At 51.6% G+C, this 25,532-nt stretch carries 19 protein-coding genes; 14 read left to right on the forward strand and 5 right to left on the reverse strand.

The window, feature by feature from the left end:
• Positions 1 to 11: 11 nt before the first annotated feature.
• Positions 12 to 4,097 carry an InlB B-repeat-containing protein gene (locus tag AC3WQ3_RS01410; RefSeq protein WP_492471235.1) on the reverse strand — a complete coding sequence of 1,362 codons (4,086 nt, stop codon included), beginning with the start codon at positions 4,095 to 4,097 and terminating at the stop codon, positions 12 to 14.
• Positions 4,098 to 4,478: 381 nt separating this feature from the next.
• On the opposite strand from AC3WQ3_RS01410, the gene trhO reads away from it, so the two are divergent.
• From trhO to AC3WQ3_RS01455, 9 genes are all read left to right on the forward strand, one after another.
• Complete coding sequence (trhO, locus tag AC3WQ3_RS01415; protein WP_492471236.1) at positions 4,479 to 5,366, forward strand: oxygen-dependent tRNA uridine(34) hydroxylase TrhO; 888 nt, start codon at positions 4,479 to 4,481, stop codon at positions 5,364 to 5,366.
• A 21-nt stretch (positions 5,367 to 5,387) separates the two neighbouring features.
• Entirely contained in the window at positions 5,388 to 6,026 is a 639-nt protein-coding gene (locus AC3WQ3_RS01420) for a helix-turn-helix transcriptional regulator (RefSeq protein ID WP_095291272.1), read from the forward strand.
• Between the two features lie 238 nt (positions 6,027 to 6,264).
• Positions 6,265 to 6,837, forward strand: coding sequence for a TetR/AcrR family transcriptional regulator (locus tag AC3WQ3_RS01425; protein ID WP_492471237.1), 573 nt, complete (start codon positions 6,265 to 6,267; stop codon positions 6,835 to 6,837).
• Positions 6,838 to 6,859: 22 nt separating this feature from the next.
• A complete protein-coding gene (locus AC3WQ3_RS01430; RefSeq protein WP_492471238.1) occupies positions 6,860 to 7,714 on the forward strand; it encodes a phosphotransferase in 855 nt (284 codons plus the stop codon).
• 328 nt (positions 7,715 to 8,042) lie between these two features.
• Positions 8,043 to 9,098, forward strand: a complete 1,056-nt coding sequence (locus AC3WQ3_RS01435; RefSeq protein WP_492471239.1) for an ABC transporter substrate-binding protein — start codon at positions 8,043 to 8,045, stop codon at positions 9,096 to 9,098.
• 149 nt (positions 9,099 to 9,247) lie between these two features.
• Positions 9,248 to 10,108: an ABC transporter permease gene (locus tag AC3WQ3_RS01440; protein ID WP_236146853.1), complete on the forward strand. Its 861-nt coding sequence runs from the start codon at positions 9,248 to 9,250 to the stop codon at positions 10,106 to 10,108.
• Positions 10,109 to 10,110: 2 nt separating this feature from the next.
• On the forward strand, positions 10,111 to 10,905 hold the full coding sequence (locus AC3WQ3_RS01445) for an ABC transporter ATP-binding protein (RefSeq protein WP_492471240.1): 795 nt from the start codon (positions 10,111 to 10,113) through the stop codon (positions 10,903 to 10,905).
• Between the two features lie 164 nt (positions 10,906 to 11,069).
• A complete protein-coding gene (locus tag AC3WQ3_RS01450; RefSeq protein ID WP_336782347.1) occupies positions 11,070 to 12,248 on the forward strand; it encodes a winged helix-turn-helix domain-containing protein in 1,179 nt (392 codons plus the stop codon).
• 78 nt (positions 12,249 to 12,326) lie between these two features.
• Positions 12,327 to 13,646, forward strand: a complete 1,320-nt coding sequence (locus AC3WQ3_RS01455; protein WP_492471241.1) for an MFS transporter — start codon at positions 12,327 to 12,329, stop codon at positions 13,644 to 13,646.
• Positions 13,647 to 13,736: 90 nt separating this feature from the next.
• On the opposite strand, the gene AC3WQ3_RS01460 is transcribed toward AC3WQ3_RS01455, so the two are convergent.
• Both AC3WQ3_RS01460 and AC3WQ3_RS01465 read right to left on the reverse strand, forming a co-directional pair.
• Complete coding sequence (locus AC3WQ3_RS01460) at positions 13,737 to 14,342, reverse strand: hypothetical protein (RefSeq protein ID WP_492471242.1); 606 nt, start codon at positions 14,340 to 14,342, stop codon at positions 13,737 to 13,739.
• Positions 14,343 to 14,351: 9 nt separating this feature from the next.
• Entirely contained in the window at positions 14,352 to 14,894 is a 543-nt protein-coding gene (locus AC3WQ3_RS01465) for a hypothetical protein (protein ID WP_336782342.1), read from the reverse strand.
• Between the two features lie 193 nt (positions 14,895 to 15,087).
• Here AC3WQ3_RS01465 and AC3WQ3_RS01470 point away from each other — a divergent pair, with 193 nt between their 5' ends.
• The 5 genes from AC3WQ3_RS01470 to AC3WQ3_RS01490 all read left to right on the forward strand — a co-directional run bounded on the left by AC3WQ3_RS01470 (position 15,088) and on the right by AC3WQ3_RS01490 (position 23,448).
• Positions 15,088 to 15,582 (forward strand): DUF6385 domain-containing protein, encoded by a 495-nt coding sequence (locus AC3WQ3_RS01470; RefSeq protein WP_492471243.1) that lies wholly within the window; start codon positions 15,088 to 15,090, stop codon positions 15,580 to 15,582.
• A 43-nt stretch (positions 15,583 to 15,625) separates the two neighbouring features.
• Complete coding sequence (locus tag AC3WQ3_RS01475) at positions 15,626 to 17,197, forward strand: DUF6385 domain-containing protein (RefSeq protein ID WP_492471244.1); 1,572 nt, start codon at positions 15,626 to 15,628, stop codon at positions 17,195 to 17,197.
• Positions 17,198 to 17,277: 80 nt separating this feature from the next.
• Positions 17,278 to 19,434 carry a glycosyltransferase gene (locus AC3WQ3_RS01480; protein ID WP_492471245.1) on the forward strand — a complete coding sequence of 719 codons (2,157 nt, stop codon included), beginning with the start codon at positions 17,278 to 17,280 and terminating at the stop codon, positions 19,432 to 19,434.
• Entirely contained in the window at positions 19,397 to 21,343 is a 1,947-nt protein-coding gene (locus AC3WQ3_RS01485; protein ID WP_492471246.1) for a glycosyltransferase, read from the forward strand. The genes AC3WQ3_RS01480 and AC3WQ3_RS01485 overlap by 38 nt, the downstream gene beginning before the upstream one ends.
• Positions 21,344 to 21,369: 26 nt before the next feature.
• Positions 21,370 to 23,448: a tetratricopeptide repeat-containing glycosyltransferase family 2 protein gene (locus tag AC3WQ3_RS01490; protein ID WP_492471247.1), complete on the forward strand. Its 2,079-nt coding sequence runs from the start codon at positions 21,370 to 21,372 to the stop codon at positions 23,446 to 23,448.
• 77 nt (positions 23,449 to 23,525) lie between these two features.
• On the opposite strand, the gene AC3WQ3_RS01495 is transcribed toward AC3WQ3_RS01490, so the two are convergent.
• Positions 23,526 to 24,197, reverse strand: a complete 672-nt coding sequence (locus AC3WQ3_RS01495; protein WP_492471248.1) for a class I SAM-dependent methyltransferase — start codon at positions 24,195 to 24,197, stop codon at positions 23,526 to 23,528.
• Positions 24,194 to 25,531 carry a glycosyltransferase family 4 protein gene (locus tag AC3WQ3_RS01500; RefSeq protein ID WP_492471249.1) on the reverse strand — a complete coding sequence of 446 codons (1,338 nt, stop codon included), beginning with the start codon at positions 25,529 to 25,531 and terminating at the stop codon, positions 24,194 to 24,196. Before AC3WQ3_RS01500 ends, AC3WQ3_RS01495 begins: the two co-directional genes overlap by 4 nt.
• Position 25,532 lies beyond the last annotated feature (1 nt).

A 25,532-nucleotide genomic window follows, 5' to 3' on the forward strand; every position in this document is an offset into this window, starting at 1 on the left:
TTTATGGGAATTTAATTTGGCATACTCATGAGCAGCTTCACTGCTTCGGCACGCGTCGTGTTGTCTCTTGGAGCAAAGGTGTTCAATCCCTTACCATTCAACAGCCCGGACTGTTGCATTCCAGCAACCGCTGCTCTCGCCCATACAGGAATCTGTTCGTTATCTGCAAAGGTTGAGCTGGTTCCGGATTCTGCCTTCAATTGCAGGGCATTCGCTACCATCACGGCCATTTCTGCACGGGTTACGGCATCATTCGGACGGAAGGCACCGCCCGAGTCCCCTTGAATGAATCCTGCCTGCACGGCACGGGCTACGGCAGACTGTGCCCAGGCGGCTATGTTTGAGCGGTCGGTAAATGATAAAGGTGCTTCAGCATAATCGGTTTGCAGTGCATTCATCAGCATTACTGTGAACTCAGCACGTGTAACGGATGCGTTTGGTTTAAACGATCCATCTACATAGCCCTTCACGATGCCATCACGAACAGCCTGCTGAATGAGCTCTTCCGCCCAGTGACCTTTTATATCATGTAATGCGACTTCCACTGGGACGTTAGGCTGATCAACCGCAAATACAGCAAATTTGGTGAAATGATCTACGTCGACTTGGATCAGATCGCCATCCATAGAGGATTCTCCAGCAGAAAGCCATATCTTTTCTTGTTCATCAAAATAAAATAGTTCAGCCCGCTGATTGCTTCGCAAGCTTGATCCGTCGAAGGCCATCTTTAAGGTTACGGGTTTGTCGAAATTCTGAGCCACATTCTTGAGTAGTTCATATACCGGACTGAGCAGCTGGGCTTGATTGGTCAGCAGATCGGATGAATTCTCAACCTGGTCAACGGTGATCTTCAGTTCCTGATTCATTGCCCCGGCAGGGATAGTTAATGTCATGCCATTTCCTAAACTTACTTGACCGGCCTGCCCCGCTGCCAGCGTTAAACGGCCGTTTGTTAATGAGTTTGCCGAGTTGGGTGACGAGGAATTATTGCTCGATCCGTTACTGTTCTGGCTACCGGAACCACCGCCGTTATTGCCACTGCCGCCTGATGGTGGAGAAGGAGTCACGTTCCATTTCGCATATAAAGTAAGATCGGCGATAATCTCCGTTTGATCAAAGTCGAACGGTGTCTTCAACTCAGGATCGACGTACCATCCACTAAACGTGTAGCCTGAACGACTTGGTGAAGCCGGAGCTGTAAGCTTATTCCCGTGCTCAACCGACACATCATCTACGGCAGATCCACCAAGAGTATCGAAGGAGATGGTGTACTTGTCAGGAGTCCATTTCGCATACAGAGTAAGATCGCCAGTTACAGTTGTGTTGTCAAAGTCAAAAGCCTGACTCAAACCTGAATCAGTGAACCATCCGGCGAAAGTGTGTCCAGCCTTGGCTGGAGAAGCAGTAGTGGTCGCCAACTCACCATATTGAATAGACTGGTCATCAACCGCCGTACCGCCATTAGAGTTGAAGTTAACGGTGTAGGAGTTGATCGTCCATTTCGCATACAGGGTGATATCTTTGGTTACAGTTGTATTGTCAAAATCAAAAGCCTGACTCAAACCTGAATCGGTGAACCATCCAGCAAAAGTGTGTCCTGCTTTGGTTGGATTGGCAGGAGCCGCTGCCAACTCACTGTATGGAACGGACTGGTCATCGACGGCCGTACCGCCATTAGAGTTGAAGTTAACGGTGTAGGAGTTGATCGTCCATTTCGTAAACAGGGTAAGATCTCTAGTTACAGGTGTGTTGTCAAAGTCAAAAGCCTGACTCAAGCCTGAATCGGTGAACCATCCGGCGAAGGTGTGCCCAGCTTTGGTTGGGGCATCAGGAGCCGCTACCAACTCGTTATATGGAACAGACTGATCATCAACCACTGTACCGCCGTTAGAGTCAAAGTTGACGGTGTAATTGTTGATCGTCCATTTAGCATGCAGGGTGATATCGCCAGTTACTGTTGTGTTGTTAAAATCAAAAGCCTGACTCAAACCGGAATCCGAGAACCATCCAGCGAAGGTGTGTCCCGCCTTGGTTGGATCGGCAGGAGTGGTTGCCAACTCACCGTATTGAATCAATTGATCATCAACCACCGTACCGCCGTTAGAGTCAAAGTTGATGGTGTAGGAGTTGATCGTCCATTTAGCATGTAGGGTAAGATCGCCAGTTACGGCTGTATTGTCAAAGTCGAAACGCTGACTCAAGCCTGAATCGGTGAACCATCCGGCGAACGTGTGTCCAACTTTGGTTGGGGCATCGGGAGCCGTTGCCAACTCGCTATATGGAACGGACTGATCATCGACCGCCGTACCGCCGTTAGAGTCGAAGTTAACAGTGTATGAGTTAATCGTCCATTTAGCATATAGGGTAAGATCGGTAGTTACGGCTGTATTGTCAAAGTCAAAAACCTGACTTAAACCTGAATCGGTGAACCATCCAGCGAACGTGTGCCCAGCTTTGGTTGGATCGGCTGGTTTGGTAGATTGGTCACCATAATTCACGTATTGTTCAGGTACATCCGAACCGCCATTACTGACAAAATGGATCGTCCGTGGAGCATAAAAGCTAAATTGAATGGTTGTCGTGTTGCCTGCACGATCCGTAACAATCAGGACTTGCTCTCCTTCGGTTTGGACCGTGCCCCCATTATTGAATGGGAAACCATTGAGGGTCGCGGTTCCTTCATTAAAGGTGATTACGGGATTAACGTTATAGACGCCGTTCTGGGTCACGCCTGTGACAACAGGGGGATGGGCATCTACCGTAAAGTGAATCGTTGTTGTACCAATGCTATTGGTAACTGTCAGGGTATAATCTCCATCTGCCGTGACGGTAGTGCCACTTGTAAATGCAGCGCCATTCAGCAGCGCCATACCACTATTAAAGCTAGGTGTGACGGCTTGATTGTACACTGTGCCTTCAACTACACCGCTAATGATTGGAGCTGTAGTTTGCTCAATAGTTATGGAAACTGTCACCGAAACACTGGTGCCCCATTCATTGTTAGCACTATAAGTGAAACTGTCAGTTCCTACATAATCAGTCATCGGAGTATAAGTAAACGAGCCGTTGGCATTCATAACGAGTGTTCCGTACATCGGCCCACTTGTCAAAATAGCAGTAGAAGCATCCCTATCATTGGCTAGCACGCCTGGTGCAGGAACAACCAAAGCAGAGTTTTGGTTGCTGGTATAGGTGTCTTCGATTGCTTCCGGCAGCTGTCCGAAGTCCAGAATGGGGAATTCGCCCCCATTTACAATATAATAAACCAGAGTTGATTGGTTTCGGTTGAGATCAGGTACTTTAAAATTCACCTTGCCATCACCACCAAACTTGGTGCCGAGTAGACTAAATAAAACCTGATTCTGGTTGATAGTCAGTGTTGATCCATCGGCTGGTATCCAGCGGTTTGTCGGAAGGCTAACCAGCATGGGAATGATCTCGCCTGAATACTCGCTACCAGTCCCATTCTCGGCACCTTGAGTGGGATCCGTGGATATGACATAGTTAATATTGTTTTGTAATTTAGGTAAATTCGGAAGTTTAAATGAGGTATTCCCGTCACCGCCGTAGGTCGTGCCAATCATCTTATATAAGTCGTTGTATGCAGATGTGGAGAGCTCTTGGCCATTCGCAGCTAAAAATCCTCGTGGGGTAAACTGATACGGAAACAGACGAACTTCTCCAAGAACAGATGGTCCCGCGCCATAGATGCTCTCATCACGCGAAGGGAAGATTCCATTTATCGCTATGTAATAGCCTGTGCCGTCAGGTGCAGCACCGGATAGATTGGGCAATGAGAAGGTTGTTTTTCCATCACCTCCAAAATTATTTCCAAGCAGAGAGTAAAGAGCGGTATTCTGAGTGATAGACATGGTTTGTCCTCTGGCAGGCATCCATCCTTCGGGTGTTGCATTGTACGGAAATAATTTGATCTCACCAAGATAGGGTTCTACTGCTGCCGCGTTAGCCCGTTCTAGACTGAAATTATTCCACAGACCACTCAGTCCAATCAGGAATACCAACCAGATGATACTTACTTTCTTGAATAAAGGTAGACTCACAATTTCATCCCCATTTTCCTCATGTAATATATTCACGTTATGCTTATCCCCATCCACTGCACTTTCGTGTTTTACAGTGGTAAGCCATATAATGATGAGCATAGTGTACTGGATACGAAGGCAAAATTGAATATGATTTTAATTCAAATTTAAAATAAATTTTGATATCTTCCAGAGACACCTCAATTATGGTTGAAATGTTCCATAACTTTCATCCCTTTCTATACATTTATATTGACTAAGCCCTTCTGATTCCGATAAACTAGAGTGCAGGAATAAAAGTCGTATGTTGGGCAGCAGTTCGAGACGATGTTTCGGGCGGCTGTTTATTTTCTTTTTAATGAGCAAGGTTGCAACGTTGTAGGCTTGTCGGATGATCCGGCCAATATCAACATGGAATAGGAACAGGTGATACACATGTGTAACAGCGCGTACCGCGTGCTTTTATATTATAAGTTCGTGAAGATTGAAGACCCCGAGACATTTACGCAAGAACATCTGCAATACTGCAAGGACCTGGGTGTAAAAGGCCGTATTCTGATTGCATCGGAAGGTATTAACGGTACGGTATCCGGCACGCCGGAGCAGACGGAGCAATACATGAAGGACATGCATGCCAATCCGCTGTTCAGCGATATGGTGTTCAAGATTGATGACGTGGAAGAGCACGCGTTCAAAAAAATATTTGTTCGTCACAAAGCGGAGCTGGTAACCTTCCGCGTGGACGAAGAACTGGACCCGAACGTGACTAGCGGCAAACGCCTCTCGCCAAAAGAGTTCCACGAGCATTTGCAACGTGATGACGTTATCGTCATTGATGGCCGCAATGACTACGAATACGAAATTGGTCATTTCCGCGGAGCCATTCGTCCGGACGTTGAGTCGTTCCGCGAGTTTCCGGAGTGGATCCGGGAGAACCTGGGCGAAATGAAGGATAAAAAGATCATTACCTACTGCACTGGCGGCATTCGCTGCGAGAAGCTGACCGGTTTCATGATCAAAGAGGGATTCCAGGACGTGGCGCAGCTGGAAGGCGGCATTGTAACCTACGGGAAGGACCCAGAGGTACAAGGTCGTCTGTTCGATGGTAAGTGCTACGTGTTTGACGAACGTATCTCCGTGCCGATTAACCGGACAGATGAGGATATCGTTATTGCCAGCTGTTATCACTGTGGAACGACACATGACCGATATATTAATTGTCCAACCTGCAACCTGCAGCATGTGTGCTGTGAGGATTGCGAAGAGACGCATAACCGCTTTTGCTCGGATGCCTGCCGGGAGGCAGCGCCGGTACACGCATAAGCAGGAGAGCAGGTGCTGCACGTGAAGCGTGAAGACGAAATGACGACGCGTGAACGGATTTTGTTCATGCTGAAGCGGCAGGGCACGATGACCGCAAGAGAAATGACGGCCGAACTTGAACTGACCGGCATGGCGATTCGCCGTCACCTGACGGCACTGGAGCAGGATGGACTAATTGAAGTCCGGGAGGCTCGGGCCACAGCTGGACGTCCATCTTCGGTGTACCATCTGACCGCACGCGGAGATGGTTTTTTTCCAAAATCCTACCCGTCGCTTACGCTTGAATTGCTGGAAGAGCTGACGGAGTCTGCCGGTGAAGGCATTGTAGACACGCTCTTCGAGAGTCGGCGCGACAAGCTGCTTCGGAGCAAATTGCCCCAGATGGAGGGCCAGGATCTGGCCGGGCGTGTGGAGGAATTGGCACGCATACAGAATGCTAATGGCTACATGGCTGACGCATCGAGAGAAGAAGACGGTTCTTATGTGTTAACAGAGCTGAACTGCCCCATTGTACAGGTAGCGAGCGTATATCGTCAGGCTTGCCGCTGTGAATTGGATCTTTTCCGTTCCTTGCTGCAGGCAGATGTCGAGCGCACGGAATGTTACGCAGAGGGCGGCAAGAAGTGCACATACCAGATTCGCGAAGCCGCGGGAAATTGATGAACGTAAGGAGATTGTTTCGATTATTCGAAACAGTCTCTTTTTTTGTTATATAAGACGTAAAAACGTTAATATTACGGTTGAATTCACGTTGTGATTCACTTAACATCCAGTAAAGTTATACTAGTTCACGATATTTAGGAGAAGATCTTATCGTACATGTATACTTGACACATGAATCTTATAATAATAACATGAGTTATATAACGGGTGTTATTTTTGCTGGAGGGAGAATGTAATGCCACCAAGATCCGAGATCACGCAAGAAAAAGTGTTAGCTGCCGCATTTGAGCTTGTGCGGGAGCAGGGGCTGGAGGCGATCACTGCGAGAAACGTCGCTCAGACGCTCCAATGCTCTACCCAACCGATCTATAGCCTCTATAACAACATTGAAGAGCTGAAAGCAAGTGTGTATGACAAAGCTGCCGAATTTGCTCGTAATAGCATGCTGGATTATAAGGACAGCGATAATTCTCCTGCTCTGAACCTGACCATCGGTTTTCTGAATTTTGCGCAAAACGAGAAGCAGCTGTTCAGAGCCTTGTATCTATCAGGTTATCGGCAATACCATCCACATACTGATCAGTTTCTGGGGGAAGAGCTGACCACATCTTATATGCGATACAGCAAGCGATTGCAGGACATTTCCTACGAGCAACTCAAGCGCATTTTCTTAAAACTGACGATTTATTTAATCGGTATTGGAACGCTACTTAACTCTCACACCTTAGAGCTGGACATGGACGAAGCCACCGAGATGATCCGGGAAATGTATGAGATGTTACTGCATAAAGAAGGTCTCACTTATTAAATCCGAATAGGGAGTGTGCATAGTGGTCCATGGGCTCGGTAACAAAATTGGAGAAGGCGGATGTGCGGAAGTATTTGAATGGGAAGATGGAAGCAAGATCATCAAGTTGGCTAAGCCAAATACCATTCCGGCTGCTTTACAGGCTGAACTGCACCATTGTCGAACTGCTTGGTCATGCGGGCTGCCAGTTCCGCGACCCTACGATTTGGTGGACGTCGGGGGTCGATCAGGTGCTGTATTTGAACGAATCTATGGCGAACCCATTATGAAGAGATTCGTAGAAAGAGCAGTAGAGCAATCCAGACTGCAACAACCCATGGATATCATGGACGATTACATTGATGCGAAGATCACGGCACAACTTTTTCACCAGATTCATTCTCATTCAGTGGCCAATATGCCGAGTCAGCGGGAGAATATCAGAAACGATATTAGTAGAGCCCAATATTTAACAGAAGCGGAGAAGGCAGCCGTTATCGCCGAACTGGATGAGTTACCCATCAGGAAGCAGCTTTGTCACGGAGATCCAAATCCAGGCAATATACTGCTTAGAGATAACGACGCCGTCATTATTGACTGGAACAATGCTTCTATAGGAAATCCGGAAGCTGACTTGGCTGAATATGTAATTATGATTCGCTATGCGATCTTACCCCCACATTTGCCCAATGAGGCCAGTGTTCTTCTCGATGCTACAAGGGAAACCTGCATTACCTTGTTCATGGAGGAGTACGAAAGATTATCTGGCATCCGTTATGCAGATGTTGAACCTTGGATCCTCCCTATGGCAGCACGCAAACTGGTTGCGGATGGGATCTCCGAAGAGGAAAAGTGTTTGCTTATCAACGAGATTAGAAGAAGGCTCCACATTTGTTAGGCAAATTAAAGTATGATAAACGCGCCATCGGCAGAAATATTGTGGATGGCTTTTTTTATTTTGTGTAATGTTTTCTATCATGCTTAAGGAATAAACCAAATTGGAAGCGGTACAACCATTGACGGGAAAGAAGTCGCACCTTAATATTAGAGAAACACAAAATGACCAACACGAGTCATGGACTTCAGTCGCATGAGGAATGTCTATGTTTGTCTGCTTTTGTCGATAAAAGCAACAATGCGTTGAAGCGTTCGCTTTGTCCCGCCCTATCGTGCCACTAGGATGAGGAGATGGGCAACACATTTAGAAGATGGAGAGGGGTTCTCAAATGAAAAAGAAATTCTGGATGTCACTGATGATGGTTGCCTCAATGATTGTAGCCGCAGGTTGCGGAAATAACAGCAGCACGGGTACGGGTACGGAATCCGAAGGATCCGGTACTACAGCAAGCGAAGGGGCTGCAGAAAAATCCTACCGCATTGCCATCTCGCAAATTGTGGAACATCCATCCCTGGATGCAACACGTGAAGGATTCATTGCGGCACTGAAGGAAGCGGGAATCGAAGAAAACAAAAACCTGACCATTGACTACAACAATGCACAAGGTGATTCAACCAACAACCTGTCCATTGCCCAAAAAATCGCAGGCGACTCAAAGAATGATCTGGTGCTCGGGATTGCTACCCCATCTGCACTGGCACTGGCTCAACAGGTCAAAGAAAAGCCATTGCTCTTCGCAGCAGTAACGGACCCGCTGGGTGCCAAACTGGTTAGTGACTTGGACAAGCCAGGCGGCAATGTCACTGGTGCATCGGATACGAATCCGGAAGCAATTGTGCAGTTGGCTGATTTTATCACGAAATACATGACCGACGTAAAAACAGTAGGTTTGGTCATTAACGAGGGCGAGCCGAATGCCGTTGTCATGGCAGACAATGCCGAAAAAGCACTGGCAACACACGGAATCAAGCTGGTCAAAGCTCCAGTTACGAATACATCTGAAGTTAAACAGGCAACAGACTCTCTGGTAGGCAAAGTGGATGCCTTCTACATCACACTCGACAACTCGGTTGTCAGTGCAGTGGATACGATCATCCAGACAGCAAACAGCAACAAGATTCCGTTCTTCTCCAGTGACCGGGATACAGTTGAAAAAGGTGCTTTTGCTACCGTAGGTTTTAAATACTATGACCATGGATATCAAGTGGGCGAAATGGCCGCGGATATTTTGAAGAATGGTACGAAGCCTGGCGATATGAAAGTAACCGTTCCGGACAAGCTCGATCTGATCCTGAATCTTAAAGCAGCTGAAGCTCAAGGCATCACAGTTACCGACGAGATGAAGGCGGAAGTGCAGGACCAGGATAACAACATTATTCAATAATCTGACCGGATGACAACCGGCAGTACGGATGCGAGGCGGACGTGCAGTGGGTTCGCCTCATTCTTTTCGATAGACAGGGAGGAAGTAGCGTGAGTATAAGTTGGAATTCAATCGAAGGGGCAATCGAGCTCGGTCTGTTATATGCCCTCATGGCCCTTGGTGTATATATTACGTTCCGGATTCTCGATTTTCCCGATCTTACCGTAGACGGAAGTTTTACAACAGGAGGCGCAATCGCGGCGGTTATGATCTCCAATGACTTTTCTCCTTGGCTCGCCTGTTTGGCGGCAATGGCTGGAGGAATGATAGCTGGAGCCTGTACCGGTCTGCTGCATACCAAAGGCAAGATTAATGGATTGTTATCCGGAATTCTGATGATGATCGCCCTCTATTCCATTAATATGCGCATTCTTGGTGCGCCGAATAAATCCATTATGGGAATGGATAATCCATTCTCGGGCGAACATGTCATGGTGCTGATCATCATTGTTGTACTGGTATTTAAAATCATGCTGGACCTGTTCATGAAAACCGATATTGGACTGGCATTGCGCGCCACAGGCGACAACAAACGCATGATCCGCAGCTTCGGTGCAAATACCGATGTAACGACCATCGTCGGCGTCAGCTTGTCTAACGGACTGGTTGCGTTGTCCGGGGCATTTATTGCCCAGCAATCAGGCTTCGCAGACATTACGATGGGAATTGGTATGATCGTGATCGGATTGGCCTCCGTTATTATCGGGGAAGCCATTCTGGGTGCAAGAACGGTATTCTGGGCAACGCTCGCAGCTGTAGTCGGTTCGATTATTTACCGGATTGTCGTTGCGCTTGCTCTTCAGGTCGAATGGTTCGATACCTCTGATCTGAAGCTGATTACCGCGGTAATCGTCATTATTGCTCTTGTCTTCCCAACCATGCAGCGCTCCATGAAGCAGAAGAGCCTTGCTCGCAAACGAACGGAAGAGCTCATGCGTTCCACGGGTCAGCAAGCGAAGGGAGGCATGTGATCATGCTGGAGATTTCACATGTGACGAAGCTGTTCAATCCGGGAACGACAGACGAGAAGACAGCACTGGTTGGTGTGAATCTGACGATGAATCCGGGGGATTTTGTAACGGTCATCGGCAGTAATGGTGCGGGAAAATCGACGTTGATGAATATCATATCTGGTGTAATGAAGCCGGATATGGGTGATGTGCTGATCAATGACCGGTCCATCAAAAGCCTGCCTGAGCATAAGCGCAGCAGCTGGATCGGCCGGGTGTTCCAGGATCCGATGGCAGGAACGGCTCCGCATATGTCGATTGAAGAAAACATGGCGATGGCGTATAAACGCGGTAAAGGGCGTGGCCTTGGCTTCGGGGTTACCCGGGCAAGACGGGATATCTTCAACGCCCAGCTGCAGAAGCTGGGGATTGGACTTGATAAACGTCCCAATGCCAAAGTGGGTCTTCTCTCTGGCGGGGAGCGCCAGGCACTCAGCCTTCTGATGGCAACCTTTACCCAGCCCCAGATTCTGCTGCTTGATGAACATACGGCGGCACTTGACCCTTCACGTGCCGAATTAATTACCGAGCTGACCGAAACGCTGGTCCGTGAGATGAAACTAACGACCCTGATGGTAACTCACAATATGGAACAAGCGATTCGTCTGGGTAACCGTCTGATCATGATGGATAAGGGCAGAATCATTCTGGACGTCAGTGAAGAGCGCAAGCGCACATTGACCGTACCTGAGCTGCTGGGTGAATTCGAGCGCATCAGCGGCAAAAAGATGGCAGACGACCGCGTGGTACTTGGCTAGGCCAGGCCATACGCTGGGCGTATTATACAGTAAACCTTTTGCGTACCCGCAAAAGGTTTTTTGTGGTATGTTGTTTTCTACATGAACGAATACCAGGTTTAGTTTAATCACATTATGTATGAATCCAAACAAGGGATAAGCAAGCATATACAGGGGGACCAGGCATGTCATTGCAATTTGATGAAGGTACATATACCGTAACCCGGCGCACGGATTCCATCCAGCTGCTCGCGAAGGAATTCGCGCTTTTTCATTTTCTATATGAAAACAAGGAAAAGGCATTTACCCGCAGCCAGCTGCTGGACAGTGTATGGCCGCTGGAGTATCCGGTTGAACGCACCGTGGATGACCATGTGTATCGGCTGCGCAAGAAACTGAAACATTGGGAAGAAGTTTCGCTGGATACGGTTCGGGGCTACGGTTACAGACTAACCATACGGACGAATATGGCAGCGCTGCCCGCCAACCCCTCCGCACACGATCTGGAGATGCGGGAAGTGATCCATGGATTGTTCCGCAAATATCATTTGTTTGGACAGGGGAAATCGATGCTAACCTTGTTTGATCAGCAGGATGCTCTGGGTATCCAGATTGATTCGTTCTATCAGCTGTATATCCATTTTATCCAGGGGGACCTGGAATGGCTAATGACCACCGAGGAATTCCCGTTTGAGGAGCGGTTGTACTGGCTGCTGATTTTTGTACACGCGCTGATTGAACCAGCGGAGAGTTTGCATCTGTATGAGCAGGCACTGAGTTCACCTGCATTGTCTGCGGATCAGCTTCGGGAGCTCCGTATCTTGAATATTGTCGAGGTCTATGCAGAGGTTGGCCAATATCGGCGAGCCAAAGCACAGTTAGTAGAGACATATCGCGTCATTGAGACAGACCATCTGGTCAACTTCAAGCTGCCTGTATCCCTGTCGGAGTTGTACGTAGAGTTGTGGGGCGGCAGTGGTGAAAGAGTAGAAGAACAGATGAGCATGTTACGTTCGAGTCTGAAGGATGCGCCATATTTGCGTGAGATCGGGCGGTTCCAGGTCATGGAGGGGCTGTGGCTGCTGAGGCAGGGGAGAGCTCGAGAAGCAGAGCTGAGAATGGATGACGGGCTCGCTGTTCTCAAAATGACATTGAACGCACCACTATACATCAATTCGGCGAATCAGATCTTGTTGTTCATGGCACATCACCGAATTGAGGGACGTCTGGTTCAAAAATATCGTCAAGTCTATGCTGAAATTGCCAAAGAATACGGTGTTCCTATGTATGGGCAGCGTATTACGAATGAAGTCCGCGCGTATTTATCCTCATTCCCTCCAGCGTCTGATCTTCCTCTGATATAACTCTCGTATGATTACAGCCAAGGAACATGTAAGCCTGGCAACAAGGCTGTAATCAGAGGAGTAGGAGGAAACCCCACAATGAATACTGTTTCAAATGAATCTCATCAGCCATCACCTTCGTCCCCGATGCCGCCCACAAGTTTGTGGACCAACTTCCGCTTCATGCGTATGTTTATCGCGTATGCGCTCGCTACCTTCGGGGATTGGTTTGATGCCCTTGCCATTCAGGTATTGGTGGCCTATCGATGGGGTGCCGATCCACTGATCATCGCACTGATTCCCGTCTGTATGGCTGTCCCGGGTATCCTGCTGGGTTCGGTAGCGGGTACCCTTGCGGATCGTCTGCACAAAGTAAAGATCATGCTGCTCTGTGATGTAATCACCGTTGTGCTTACGGTTGCCATTTTGTTCGCGCCAAGCGCGGCATGGCTGCTTCCGCTTCTGGCCTTGCGAGCCATGATGGGCGTATTCCACATTCCGGCCCAGCAGGCGCTGACGCGTCAAGTGGTGGCCGAGGAGCATCTGTTTCAGGCATCGTCTCTGAACGGCTTTGTCGGACAATGCTCCAAGGTGGCCGGACCGCTTCTGGGTGCCGTCATCCTGGCGGTATTCTCACCTCAGATTTGTATTGTGATCAATGCCTACACCCGTCTTATATCCGGTTTGGTGCTATGGCCATTGCGACGGTTAACGGAGAAGCCGGAATATTCTATAGGCGAGGAGACGCAAGATCAGCAGGACCAAGCAGAGACTGAATCGGTGCTGAGGCAATGGACGAAAGGGTGGAGCTTTATACGAAACAGCCGGGCCATTCTATACACGCTGTTGTTTGGCTGTTTGGGCTTAATGGCGATTCTGATGATTGATTATCAGTTCGTAACGCTTTTCCGCAGCATCAAGCCGGGGAATGAAGCTTTGATCGGGTGGCTGGGCTCATCGGCAGGTGCAGGTGCGGTTATCATGATTCTGCTGCTGAACCGGCTGCCGCGAGTCAGTTATGGATGGGGGTTAGGTGGAGGTTTTGTCCTTATTGGCGCAGGTATTGCTGCTCTAGGCTGGGTAGTTCCCCATACCCCGGATGGTTGGATTATCGTTTGGGGGCTGTGCATTGGCCTCGGAAACGGCCTCTCTATGGTGACTCTAAATTATTTGCTGCAAAAGGAAACCCCTCCTGCTTATGTAGGACGTGTCTTCGGCATCCAAAATTCGATGTCCAGTGTCGTGCTTGTTGTTGCACCGCTGGCAGGTGGTGCGCTGATTCATATTATGGGGCCCGGCCTTACCTTTCAATTCATCGGCATTGCTACGCTGGCTATTGGAGTGGCAGGCATCGTATTGCAGCGTGTATTGTGGGGAATCCGGGAATCACATGGCACTGTCCTGAAGGAACACGTATAACATCTATATCTGGTGTGAAAAGAAATACGATAAAGCCGCTTCCAGTTCGCCGGAGGCGGCTTTGACCATTTGGAAAGGTAGAGGTGGTCATTAGACCTCCCACCAAGCAAAGTAAGCTGTGGATGCCAGCAAGCCTCCAACGGAAAGAGAACCACTGACCGTCAGATTAATGGCCTGACCTGGCGGGATGACATAGCTCCCAAATGCGCTGGATGAAAAGGGCCCCGCCTGCAAAGGCATCGTCATTAGCGTCGTTGCTCCGGTAGGCGCAGCGGTGGAAAATCGTACGATGGCAACACTGGTATTGGTGCTGGACAGATTGCTGTTCACGGATGGTAATGTACTCGGCGAGGTCAGCGTTCCATTGGCACTCAGGACCATGGAACCACTGAAGGAAGACAGGAGATTGAGTGCAACCGTAATTCCACCGGAAAGCTTGGATACGTACAGCGTTCTCCCACTTCCCACAGGATTGCTCAACTGGACCGTCGCGATAACGCTGCCGCCCAGTAACCCCAGGGTGGTGGAGTTGGTTGTACCGGAATTGAACAGTCTTCCCACGTTCCCTGCATCGCTTTCCGGTGGGGTAATAATGCCCGGAGACTGATAGGTATTGGTATTGGACGTATACACAGGCCGAGTCTGCGGGTTAAACACGTTATTGTTGGGCAAGGTATTCACCACCTTTTCCTTCATGGTTATCTGTCAGAATTCCCACCAGAACAAATTAATGGCTCCCGTCTGATTCCCAATACCCAAGCTAACGGATAACGTCTGTCCTGGTGGCACGATAATCGAACCGTTGAAGTTCATCCGAAACATGCCAGCGGTCAGTGGAAGACTTAGCAGGCTTGTAAACGCACCGCCCAGCGTTCCAGTATTTTGCCTCGTGGTGACTACACTGGTATTCGTGCTGCCAAGCAATGTATTGACTGGGACGGGCGTACTTCCTACCGTAACGGTGCCCCCGGAATATACGACAAGCGTAGCCGCTGCGGTTGCTCCTCCCGAAATGCTGGAAATCCGCAAAGTTCTGCCGCTGCCAGCGGCATTAATGATCTGAAGCAGAAGATTCTGGTTGTTAGGAAGCAGGGTGTTGTTTGTGGTTAACGCGAAGAAACTGCCTGCAGCAGCAGCGCCGCTCTCTGCCGAAGCCTCAATGCCGGGGGCGGAAAATGTATTGGTAAGCTGGGTAAACAGGGGACCGTTAGATTGGTTGAACACGTTATAGTTCGTTATGTTACCCACCTCCGCTTTGATAGAACTGAACTGACTTTGGTATGCAAATGGATACTCTCGTCCTTGTACTTTACAGTGTATGTACAACATGAAGGAAGCGTTTGGGGCAAGAACGGCAAAATTGAAAATCGCGGCAGATGCCGTGCCCGTATTTTAAGTCCGGGCATACGATGCGGAAGCACATTTTTTAAGGGGAATCGAGATGAGCCGAACAGCGAAGCGAAGCAAGAAGAGATTGAGACCAACTAAATATGTGAGCCGCCGCCGACCCCGCCGATCCTGCCGCGCTAAACTGCTGAAACCTCCTTGTTCCCGGATTACTCGTCCCCGGGTCAAGCAGGGTCGTCCCTCACGCACGATACTCCCTGGTGCTACTCACTGTTTTACAGAGCATACCTATGTCGGGGCCGAAACCAGCAGTTCCACCAGTGCTCTTCCTGCTCAGGATACATCATCGCTCAGCTTGTACACATATGGCATTGTGAACCGGGGCAAGAATCCGGCTCTGGTACAGATCCAGATTAGTCCCAATGCAGTGGATTATGCGGTGGACAGCCAGGAGGTGATTGAGGGGGGCCAAACCAAAGCTTTGGTTCCGCAGCGGTTCCTTCGATATACCCGGCTTGTGATTCAATCGGTGGAACCGGATCAACCCACCAGGCTGGATGTTTTCTTTCAGGCACAGCGCATGCCCTAAGGTGAAATAACATGACTGATTTCCAGGGAGGAGGACGGGGCTCATGCCTAACTTCACAACGTTTAACACGAATCCGGACAATCTGCGGACCCTGATCTTTGGTCAGGATGCTACCGGTACGGCCCAGCCCGTCAGAACGGATACGAGTGGTAATGTTGTCGGGATCATTTTGGACGGAACGATCAGTAACATCTCGGGTTTGACGACGGTCACCATTAATGCAGGCACAATCACCAACCTTTTGAATGGTACCCTTACAAGTGTACTCGGGGCCACCATTACAGCAGGTACGATCACCAGTGTGCTTGGAGCTACGGTGACAGCCGGGACCTTGACGAACTTGCTAAATGGTACGATCACAAGTGTGCTCGGAGCAACCATTACAGCCGGAACCATTACGAGTGTGCTTGGAGCCACCGTGACAGCGGGAACGTTGACGAACCTGCTGAATGGTACGCTCACGAGTGTACTCGGCGCGACCATCACGGCAGGCACGCTGACGAATTTGCTGAATGGTACGATTACAAGTGTTCTTGGAGCAACCATCACAGCCGGAACCATTACGAGCGTGCTTGGAGCTACGGTGACAGCGGGAACGTTGACGAACCTGCTGAATGGTACCCTCACGAGTGTGTTAGGCGCGACCATCACGGCAGGCACGCTGACGAATTTGTTAAATGGTACAATCTCGAATGTGCTTGGAGCTACCATTACAGCGGGAACCATCACCAGCGTACTCGGAGCTACGGTGACTGCTGGAACGCTGACAAACTTGCTGAATGGTACAATTTCGAATGTGCTTGGAGCCACCATTACAGCGGGAACCATCACCAGTGTACTGGGGGCCACGGTAACCGCAGGCACATTGACGAGCCTGCTGAACGGTACCATTACGAACGTACTTGGTGCCACAATCACAGCAGGAACCATCACCAGTGTACTTGGTGCGACGATTACTGCAGGTACAATCACAGGCATTCTGGGAGCGACGCTTACAGCGGGAACCTTGACGAATCTGCTGAATGGTACCCTCACGAGTGTGCTAGGCGCGACCATCACGGCAGGTACGCTGACAAACTTGCTAAACGGAACGATCACCAGCGTACTTGGTGCAACGGTCACGGCCGGAACATTAACCAACCTGCTAAACGGTACAATCACGAATGTGCTTGGTGCGACAATTACCGCGGGAACGTTGACGAATCTACTGAACGGAACGATCACCAGTGTACTCGGCGCGACCATCACAGCCGGAACACTTAGCAGCGTAACGTCGATTTCCCAAAAGAGCTTCCAGGAATCGCAGCTGATCAATACACCCACTGCCAATACGTTCACACCTCTACCAGCGGTGACAACCAGTGTATTCGGCACATATTCCTTCTTTGTATACAACAGAGGCCCAGGGGTCAATCGTGTGGATGCCCAGGTTGAGATCAGTGCCAACGGATCGAACTGGTATACGGACGTGACCACCGTAACGGGAATTTTGGCAGGCTCCGTGGATGTACTGGTTCCCCAACGTTTCCTCAAATATACACGCCTTTCCTATCGTTCCAGTCTCATCGGTGCACCAAGTACAATCGATGTGTTCTTCAATGGACAAGGCACATAACCAGGTTCTCAATCATATAGGTACATGGAGTCTCATTTAATGGACTTCATGTACTTTTTTTGCATTGGAGGTGACAGCATATGCAGAACAGGCTGCTTGGAATTCACATGATTGTTCAAAATGAGGAACAACAATTGCCCCGCTGTCTGAATAGTTTTAACCTGCCCGGCATTCAGTGGTTCATTACAGATACAGGCTCGGGTGACCGCACGCCAGAGATTGCAAGACAATTCGGGGCAACCGTACTTCATGCCGAGTGGGAAGATCACTTTGCACGGGCACGCAATATTAGCCTGCCGCTGGCAGGCACCGAGTGGATTCTGTGTGTAGACGCGGATGAGTATGCCATAGATGGTATGGAAGAGTTAATGAATTATCTGCCCACAGTCCATAAGAGTGTATCGAAGTTAAAAGTGACAATAGAGAATCGGATCGATGAGAAAACGGGAGATCAAGTTGTCTTTCAGCCGGTACGCCTGTTTCGATCAGGCCACGGATACCGCTATGAAGGTCGTATTCATGAGCAGCTGGTGTGTGATGATACGGAGAACATTTGGCGGGAGTCCGACCCCGTGGCTCCGCTGCGGCTCGCTCATGATGGATACCTTGCTTCCCAAATTGCTCAGGGGCGCAAACCTTTGCGGAATTTGAAGCTTTTGCAGCAGGACTTAAAGGAGCACCCGGATCAGCCTTTTCATCTCTACAATCTGGGAGTAACGTATTGCCAGCTGGGAGAGATGGAGAAGGCAGCGGATTCGTTTGCCAATTCACTGCGCCTGACGGAGCCTGGTGCACCGTATCGGTCTACACTCGTGTGCGATTATGCGAAAGTTCTTGGAGCCCTGGAACGTTATGATGAAGGCCGCGCACTTCTGGCAGTGGAAACGCAGCATTACCCGGACTACGCTGACCTTCACTTTCTATACGGTGAATTTCTTGAACAACAAGGTCTCGAGGAACGAGCATATCAATCCTATGCAAGAGCAGTGGATACATCCGAGGGAGTTCGCAGGCAAACCGATTATGTACATGAACAAGGCACGGACACATACAGACCCTACACTGCCATGGCGCGTCTGGCACAGAAGAGGGGGTTCCTGCAGGAGTCGGCCCATCTGTACGGTCTGGCCTTGGATCACATGCCTGCATATTCCCCCACACTCCAGGGGCTCGCAGATGTATTGCAGCAATCTGGAGAATCGGATGAGGTCATTGCTGAGGCATTATTGCTTCGCTGGAAGAAGCGATTGAATTTAGGGGAGCAGAACCATACAGGAGAAGGTGCAGATGCGATCAGGAATATTGTTCATGCGCTTGCATCCTGCGGAGCATACGGGCAGGCATTATCCCTGCTTCAGGATCTGGCTCAAAATGTTCAGATTGACCCGGCAGTTCAGCTGCACTGGATGTTATGTACGGGCCGATGCCCGGAAGCCGTACAACTCGCAGAACAACTGTGGGGTGAACGTGAGGCGAGTGTCGAACCTCTCCTGCCCGAGCAGCGACTGAATTGGGCAGTTGCTTGTTGGGCCAGTGGATCGGGCCTTTCTCCTGCTTTTCTGGAGTCATCTGAGCAGGAAGATCGCGAAGTCTGGGGGACGGTGGACCGGTGGTTCAGGGGACAACAGGTGCAGGCGTGGAACCCCATGAGACAGAGTGGGGAAAGGTTGCCTGAAGTACTGCAATCGACTGCGCTTAACCTGATTCAAGACATTATGCAGCGATCTGTACAAACAGGGCAACTGATACTGGCCCAGCAGTGGTTTGAGAAGTGGATGGATGGTTGCACGGAGAAGGACCAATGCATGGAATTTAGCCGATGGTTTGCAGGCATTCTTTATCGCGAAGGATATACCCGGGCGGCCGCTGATCTCCTAATTGGCTGTATGACCGAAGGGAAGCTGGATGCTGAGGGTTACTTTTACCTCGGGGAAGCGTTGTTTGCCAAAGGGCATTACGATCAGGCTGTGACTCTATTTCAGCAGGCGCTGGAGCGAGATGCAGGATCGCATCAGGCGCGAGCCGGAGCTGCCATAGGTTATTTGTATTTGGCTCTTGGCGTTATTCAAATGGAGCTGAGTCGTTCTCCCTCTAATCCAGGCCTTATAGCGGAGCAGGATGCCCTCCTTCAAAGGTTAAGGACAGCCCAAGGCATCCCTTGGCGTACAGATTGGCATGCCAACGAGAGGAGGAACCAGCTTGCCGAGCAACCGCATTTCGCTATGCATGATCGTTAAGGATGAGGAGGAGTGGCTCGCGCAATGTCTGGAGAGTATCCAGGGGGCTGTAGATGAAATTATCGTCGTGGACACCGGCTCTTCGGATCGGAGCAACGATATTGCGCGGCAGTACGGGGCAAGAATAGTGTCCTATGTGTGGTGTGATGATTTTGCTGCTGCACGTAATGCAGGTCTGGAGCAGGCGACAGGGGAATGGATACTGTTCCTGGATGCGGACGAGGCGCTGGATGCAGCAGCGCGGGAGCAGCTTCGAAGCTGGACGACAGCCAGCCCATGCGACGGATTGTTTTTGAACATTCATAACTATACAGGTACAGGTCAGCAGGGAGCTACAGTGAATCCGGTATTGCGGTTGTTCCGTAATGCTCCTGAGCATCGGTTTGAAGGGCGGATTCATGAACAGATTGCAGGGGCCATTTGCCGGAAGAATCCGGATGCTGCTTTTCATGTGACAGACATGATGATCCATCATTATGGTTATCAGACTGCGGTTGTGGAGCGCAAGGACAAGGTGAATCGGAATCTGAAATTATTGGAACAGGCTGTGAAGGAAGAGCCGGAGCAATCGTTCCATCATTATAATCTGGGCGTCGAGTACTTGCGTGTGGGGGAAGCGGAGCGCGCCCTTCAGACCTTTCGTGTGGCCAAGGCAGGCATCGATCCTCTGGTGACCAGTTATGCCCACTTGTTATTCAAGTATGAGGTACGATGCCTTCAACACTTGAGTCGCTGGCAGGAAGCATTGGACCACATTGAGGAAGCACTTGTGTTATTCCCGGATTATACGGATCTGCTGCATAACCGGGGAGTGTGTCAGGAAGCATTGGGTCGCACGGAGCAGGCGGAGCATTCATTGCGTGAAGCCATTCAGTTGGGACCGCCACCTCCTGTGTACCATACAGAAGAAGGAATGGGCACCTATCAGACTTGGTACGCCCTCGGGCGGCTGCTGGAAGGGCGGGCAGACCTTGAGGGTGCAGTCGATGCTTACGTGGAAGCGGTTCGTGCCAAATCCAGCTTACTGCCACCTCTCTACCGAATATTCCGGATCATGCGGGTTTCGGGGCAGCAATCGTTTATACCCGCACTGATTACCCATCGTTTCGCCCTGTCTTCCGAAGAGGCTACTCACAAGATCATTGGCATTCTGGAGCAGAGTCGTTGTTATGATGCAGCGCTGGAGATGCTGCCAGGCGCAGCTTCGACACCTTCGAAGGAGATGAGAGAACGGCTGTCATTTGCTGAGGCGCTACTTCATATCGGGCAGGGGAGATGGAACAAGGCGAGGCTCAAGCTGGATACCGTTCGGCGTAAAAAAGGTGATTACGCGCTCCAAGCAGCCAGCTGGCTGGAGCGTGTGAACTGGCTGGAAGGGCGGGAGACAGCAGCATCGGATCCGTTAACGACATGGCTGAATCTCTGTGTGCGATCGGGGCCAGAACAGTCTGCAGGACAAGAGAAGGCAGTCTTGCATACCAGTGCCAGCACGAATGCCAAAGTCAATGGAAGGCCTGGTGATGCTGAATCAAAGACTGAAGCAGCAGCTTACGAGGGATGGCATGCTTTGGGTCTTCTCATGGAGGGATGCATCCACTCCGGTAAATGGGCCGAGCTGCTTGGACTCGTTCAGATCTGCCAGCAGTTTTTGGGTGCGGATGTCCGCTCGTCGGAAGAGCTCCATCAAGGGCAGGCGCTGAACCGGAATTCGAAATATGCACAGGAACCTTTTGCCGGGGCTTTCGATACCGCTGCAGGATCGGTCTGGTTGGCGAAGAGTCTTGTAGATGCAGCAGATCATCATTTACAGGAGTTGGCCGGAGAACCAAATGGTGAACGTCACCGCTGCTGGCCAGTGATTCAACAGCTTCGGCTGGAATTGCCGGGACCGGATGGTTTTGAGATCTGAATCATTGACAGTATGGAGGGATGAGCTTGGAGCCTGGAATCAGCCTGTGCATGATTGTGAAGGACGAGGAGGATGGTCTTAGGCGCTGCTTGGAATCTGTCAGGGGAATCGTTGATGAGATAATCATTGTCGATACCGGTTCAGCAGATGATACGCTTCGAATTGCCGCCCTCTATGGTGCCAAGATCATTCGTGCAGAATGGGACGGCGATTTTGCTGCTGCTCGCAATCAGTCTCTTACCGCTGCAACCCAACCCTGGATTCTGGTATTGGATGCAGATGAAGTATGGGGGCAGACGGATCAAATGAAGACAGAGCTTACGCACTTATTATCCGGGAGCCCTGATCATGTCTGGGGATACTGGATCAAGGTGACAAGTCTCTTGGGGCGGTCTGGTGAAGAACGGGTGACGGATGCGGTGTGCCGCTTGTTCAGGAACGATCGCCGGATTACTTTCAAGGGTAGAATTCACGAAGAGGTCGCATCATCCATCCTGGCTTTTGCTCCTGAAGGCTTGGTGCATTCGGAGCTGGAAGTCCTGCATTATGGCTATCTGGAAGAGGTAATTGTTCGCAAAAATAAAACAGAGCGGAATATGCGTCTGATTCGTTCCGCACTGAATGATGGGGCAGATGAGCAGCCGGAGCTGCTGTATGCGCTGGCTGCAGAATGGTTTCAGCAAGGGAAGTACAATGAGGCATTGCGGCTGCTGGAACCGCTGCTTGCCCGGCTTGGGCCATCCTGCGGTTATCATTCAGATCTGGTACTCAAAACAGCATATGCCTTAAGGGAAAGTGGGCGACCGGAACGGGCGCTGGCTGTCGTACAGGCGTGGACTACCGTATATGCTGACTTCGCGGATGTGCTGGAGCTTGGCGCGGTACTGGAGTTGGACCTCGGCAGAGAGGAAGCAGCGCTGGATTGGTTGAAGAAGGCACGATCCGCAGCGAAAACAACGGGGCAGTACACTTCCGTTTCAGGTGCCGGAACGTATCGAAGTCTAACGCTGGAAGGCATCGCACTTGAACGTTTGGGCCGCTGGGAAGAGGCTGAGGCAGCCTATATTGCTGCACTGGCAGCGCAGCCCGGAAACATGGCTGCGTGGCAGCGCCTGCTGCTGCTGGCCGCAGCCACCGGGCGGCCGAACGCCATTGCGGATGCGGCATCGCGTGCACCGCTGCCGTCTGCTGCATGGCAGGCGCTTGTTCCGGCTGCGCTGGATGCGCACCGGCCGGAATGGCTGCTGCGCCATGCGGCACCACTGGCGGCTGTGCTGCGGCAGCAGCCGCTCGCCGCCGGGCTGGCGCTGGCCCAGCTGGGCGAAGATGCGGCAGCGCGGGCATCGCTGCAGCCCTGGGCAGCGCATGCCCAGCTCGGGCCCGAGGCGTCGCTCGCGCTGTGGGCGCTCGGCTGCAAGCGCAGCGCTGGGCGCGGACTTGCAAGCGCAGGCGCCCACCAGCCGCTGCAGGGCCGCACAGCATGCGCGCTGCCTGCAGCGGCACTTGCCGCCGATGCGCTGCTGAGCGGCTCCGCGCCTTGCAATGCAGCGCCAGACACAGCCCCGCACAGCGCAGTCCCTGCGCCACACGCTGCAGTAGTTGCGCCACGCGCCATAGCAGCTGCACCGCCGCCGGGCGTGCACGCCGCAGCGCACGCGCTCGCGCGCGTGGGCGCCTGGGCCGCATGGCTGCGCCTGCTGCGAGCCCTGCCGCAAGGTGCCGCCCCGGCGCTGCTCGCGGCGCTTCCGCCTGCGGCACGCTGCGGGCTGCTGCGCGCGCCCGCAAGCGTCCGTGAAGGGCTGCTGGAGCTATTCGGCTTGCCGCCGGCAATGCAGCAGCCCTTCACAGACGAAATGCCCGCCACGGCTCGTGCCACAGAGGCACTGCTGGCAGGCACGCTCGCGCTGCTCGCCGGGCGGCAGACCGCAGCGCAGGAATGGGCCGTGAGGGCCCGGCATATCGCGCTTCAGCCTGCCGCTTCTGGCCGCCCGGCGACGACTCTATGTTCGCCGGGGCTGCACACGCTGCTGCGCCTGACATCTCCCGGCGCAGCGGCAACCGAAGGCTTTGCATCCCGCTGTAAGATGCTATTCGTCCATCTCTGACATATCGGGCTTTCACCCACATAACAGCCAACCCCATTGCTGGCGTTTGACAGCTTCATCCTTGCCAACGAAACTGGCTACCCTTTCCGAATGATCGCCCGGAAGCAGCGAATTGGCGTCCCATACATGTCGGACCAGATGGCATCATCAGGCTCTTCCACCACGAGCTTTCCATCAATGGTGAGACCGGTAACGGCCATGATGGTCTCGAGTAAATCGGGCCGCATCTCCGGCACATCAAAGGTTGCAATTAATTGTCCATCCGGCTTCATGACCCGGGCGAATTCGCGAAAGGCACGCAGCATCGTGCCTGTATCCAGATGCTCCAGAACCGAAATGCAGAATATACGGTCAAACATGCCGGAGGCATAAGGGAGCTGCGCCAGGTTCGCCTGAGCGCGATGCAGCCTGGTCAAGTAGTCCTCCGGTAAATGACGCGCAGCCTCTTCGCCGAAGTCGGCAGCAATATCCTGCCGGATCGCTTCCTCCGACAAGATGCGTTCATCCCAATCACAGGCGTGAGCTTCCCGGCAGTGTTCGGCCAGCCAAAACTTGAACGGATGGGAAATGCCGCAGGCTGCATCCAGTACCACGTCGTTTTGTTGGGCGAACTGGCGGGCCCATTCGTATTCGTAAGGTCTGCTCCACCATGCCGGATGCAGTGGAAATACCAGCGTATCTGTTTTGGGATCGCTTTGCCGAACATATCTGGATACTAATGCCTCATTCTGATTAGGTGTGTCCATCATCCCCGTATCCCCTCTCTCAACCCTGCATCTGCCAAAAACGTCTCCAATACCGAACTCCACTTGCGCCGCCATCCGGATAGATCGTAGGCGACAGCTGTTTCCCTGGCGTAAATGCCGAGGCGCTCCCGCTCCGCCCTGTCCTCCAGCAGGCGAACCAGAGCGGCGGTTAGTGCTTCATCGCCAGGGGGCACAAGCAGCCCATTGAAACCGTCCTGTATGAGATCGTTTAACCCGCCCACGTTGGAGGCAACGACTGGAATACCGCAGCTCATGGCTTCCAGGCAGGCATAGGAGGTTCCCTCCGAGAACACCGTGGGAATCACGGCAATATCGGCCTGATGGTAGGCCTCGCGGATATCCCTGAAGTCGTACGTACGCTGCAAGATGCGATCCTGGTGCGGATGAGTGCGATGCCAATACCGAAACACCCTGCCCACCGTGCTGCCTTCCACCAGTTCTCCGGCAAATTCAATCTCCAGATCCGGATAGGCACCCAGCAGCCGATCTGCTGCAAGCATCATCGGGATGATGCCCCGTTCCATACTGATCCGGCGTGGATACAGAATTCTCAGAGGACGGGCAATCTTTGATGACAGAGCAGTACTGGGGATGCTGTAAGCAGAATCAGCGATCTCGTTTGCCTGATCGGAATTGTCAGCGTTATCAAGCAGAACAGCTTCTTTGGCACTTAATCCGGAGATGGCGACCCCGGCTTCTTCCTGGCTGGCGAGGTCCTCTTTCCATGCAGACAGCCATTCCGCTTCCTGTTCCTGTCCGAACCTCGGTCTGGGGGGAGCGGGAGTGAAATAGGAGGTATCCACAGCATTGGGAATAAGGACAACCTGTTGGGGATCATCAAATGTACATGCTGCCCGGCAAAAGGTCTGAAAATGGGAGTCCACCGATACGATGCGCACCAGTCCATCCAGTGCCAATTGGATGTGCTCAGCCACCTGCTGCTTGGTCTCCAGCGGCAATCCGGGACGATCCCAGTTAATGCCGTGGCAGATGCCCAGACTGCCGGGCTTGTAGCTGATGGGCTGCCAGAGACAGCTGGCATAGATGACAGGGCCGCGAGCTGCAGCTGCCATCCGGGCAAAGGCTTCAGGCACATCATCCATATCGTAGGCGTATCCGAATACATCAATCTGCTCCGTACGTGTCTGAAAGGCTTCATAATAAGACAACTGATGCACTTCGGGATTATGCCCCAGTTCGCGGATCACACTGCATAGATCCAGAATATAACGTTCAAGCCCCCCTCCGAATACCCGGCCGAACTCCCGGTTGTATCCATCCGTGAAGCTGTGTGTCAAAATGCTGACCACACCCATC

Source organism: Paenibacillus sp. FW104-T2 (assembly GCF_058789975.1).

Excerpts from the sequence above, each read along its gene's own strand:
- trhO (WP_492471236.1), top strand. The coding sequence starts at position 4,479 with ATGTGTAACAGCGCGTACCGCGTGCTTTTATATTATAAGTTCGTGAAG.
- AC3WQ3_RS01425 (WP_492471237.1), top strand. The coding sequence starts at position 6,265 with ATGCCACCAAGATCCGAGATCACGCAAGAAAAAGTGTTAGCTGCCGCA.
- AC3WQ3_RS01435 (WP_492471239.1), top strand. The coding sequence starts at position 8,043 with ATGAAAAAGAAATTCTGGATGTCACTGATGATGGTTGCCTCAATGATT.
- AC3WQ3_RS01440 (WP_236146853.1), top strand. The coding sequence starts at position 9,248 with ATGGCCCTTGGTGTATATATTACGTTCCGGATTCTCGATTTTCCCGAT.
- AC3WQ3_RS01445 (WP_492471240.1), top strand. The coding sequence starts at position 10,111 with ATGCTGGAGATTTCACATGTGACGAAGCTGTTCAATCCGGGAACGACA.
- AC3WQ3_RS01450 (WP_336782347.1), top strand. The coding sequence starts at position 11,070 with ATGTCATTGCAATTTGATGAAGGTACATATACCGTAACCCGGCGCACG.
- AC3WQ3_RS01455 (WP_492471241.1), top strand. The coding sequence starts at position 12,327 with ATGAATACTGTTTCAAATGAATCTCATCAGCCATCACCTTCGTCCCCG.
- AC3WQ3_RS01460 (WP_492471242.1), bottom strand. The coding sequence starts at position 14,342 with ATGAAGGAAAAGGTGGTGAATACCTTGCCCAACAATAACGTGTTTAAC.
- AC3WQ3_RS01470 (WP_492471243.1), top strand. The coding sequence starts at position 15,088 with ATGAGCCGAACAGCGAAGCGAAGCAAGAAGAGATTGAGACCAACTAAA.
- AC3WQ3_RS01475 (WP_492471244.1), top strand. The coding sequence starts at position 15,626 with ATGCCTAACTTCACAACGTTTAACACGAATCCGGACAATCTGCGGACC.
- AC3WQ3_RS01480 (WP_492471245.1), top strand. The coding sequence starts at position 17,278 with ATGCAGAACAGGCTGCTTGGAATTCACATGATTGTTCAAAATGAGGAA.
- AC3WQ3_RS01495 (WP_492471248.1), bottom strand. The coding sequence starts at position 24,197 with ATGATGGACACACCTAATCAGAATGAGGCATTAGTATCCAGATATGTT.
- AC3WQ3_RS01500 (WP_492471249.1), bottom strand. The coding sequence starts at position 25,531 with ATGGGTGTGGTCAGCATTTTGACACACAGCTTCACGGATGGATACAAC.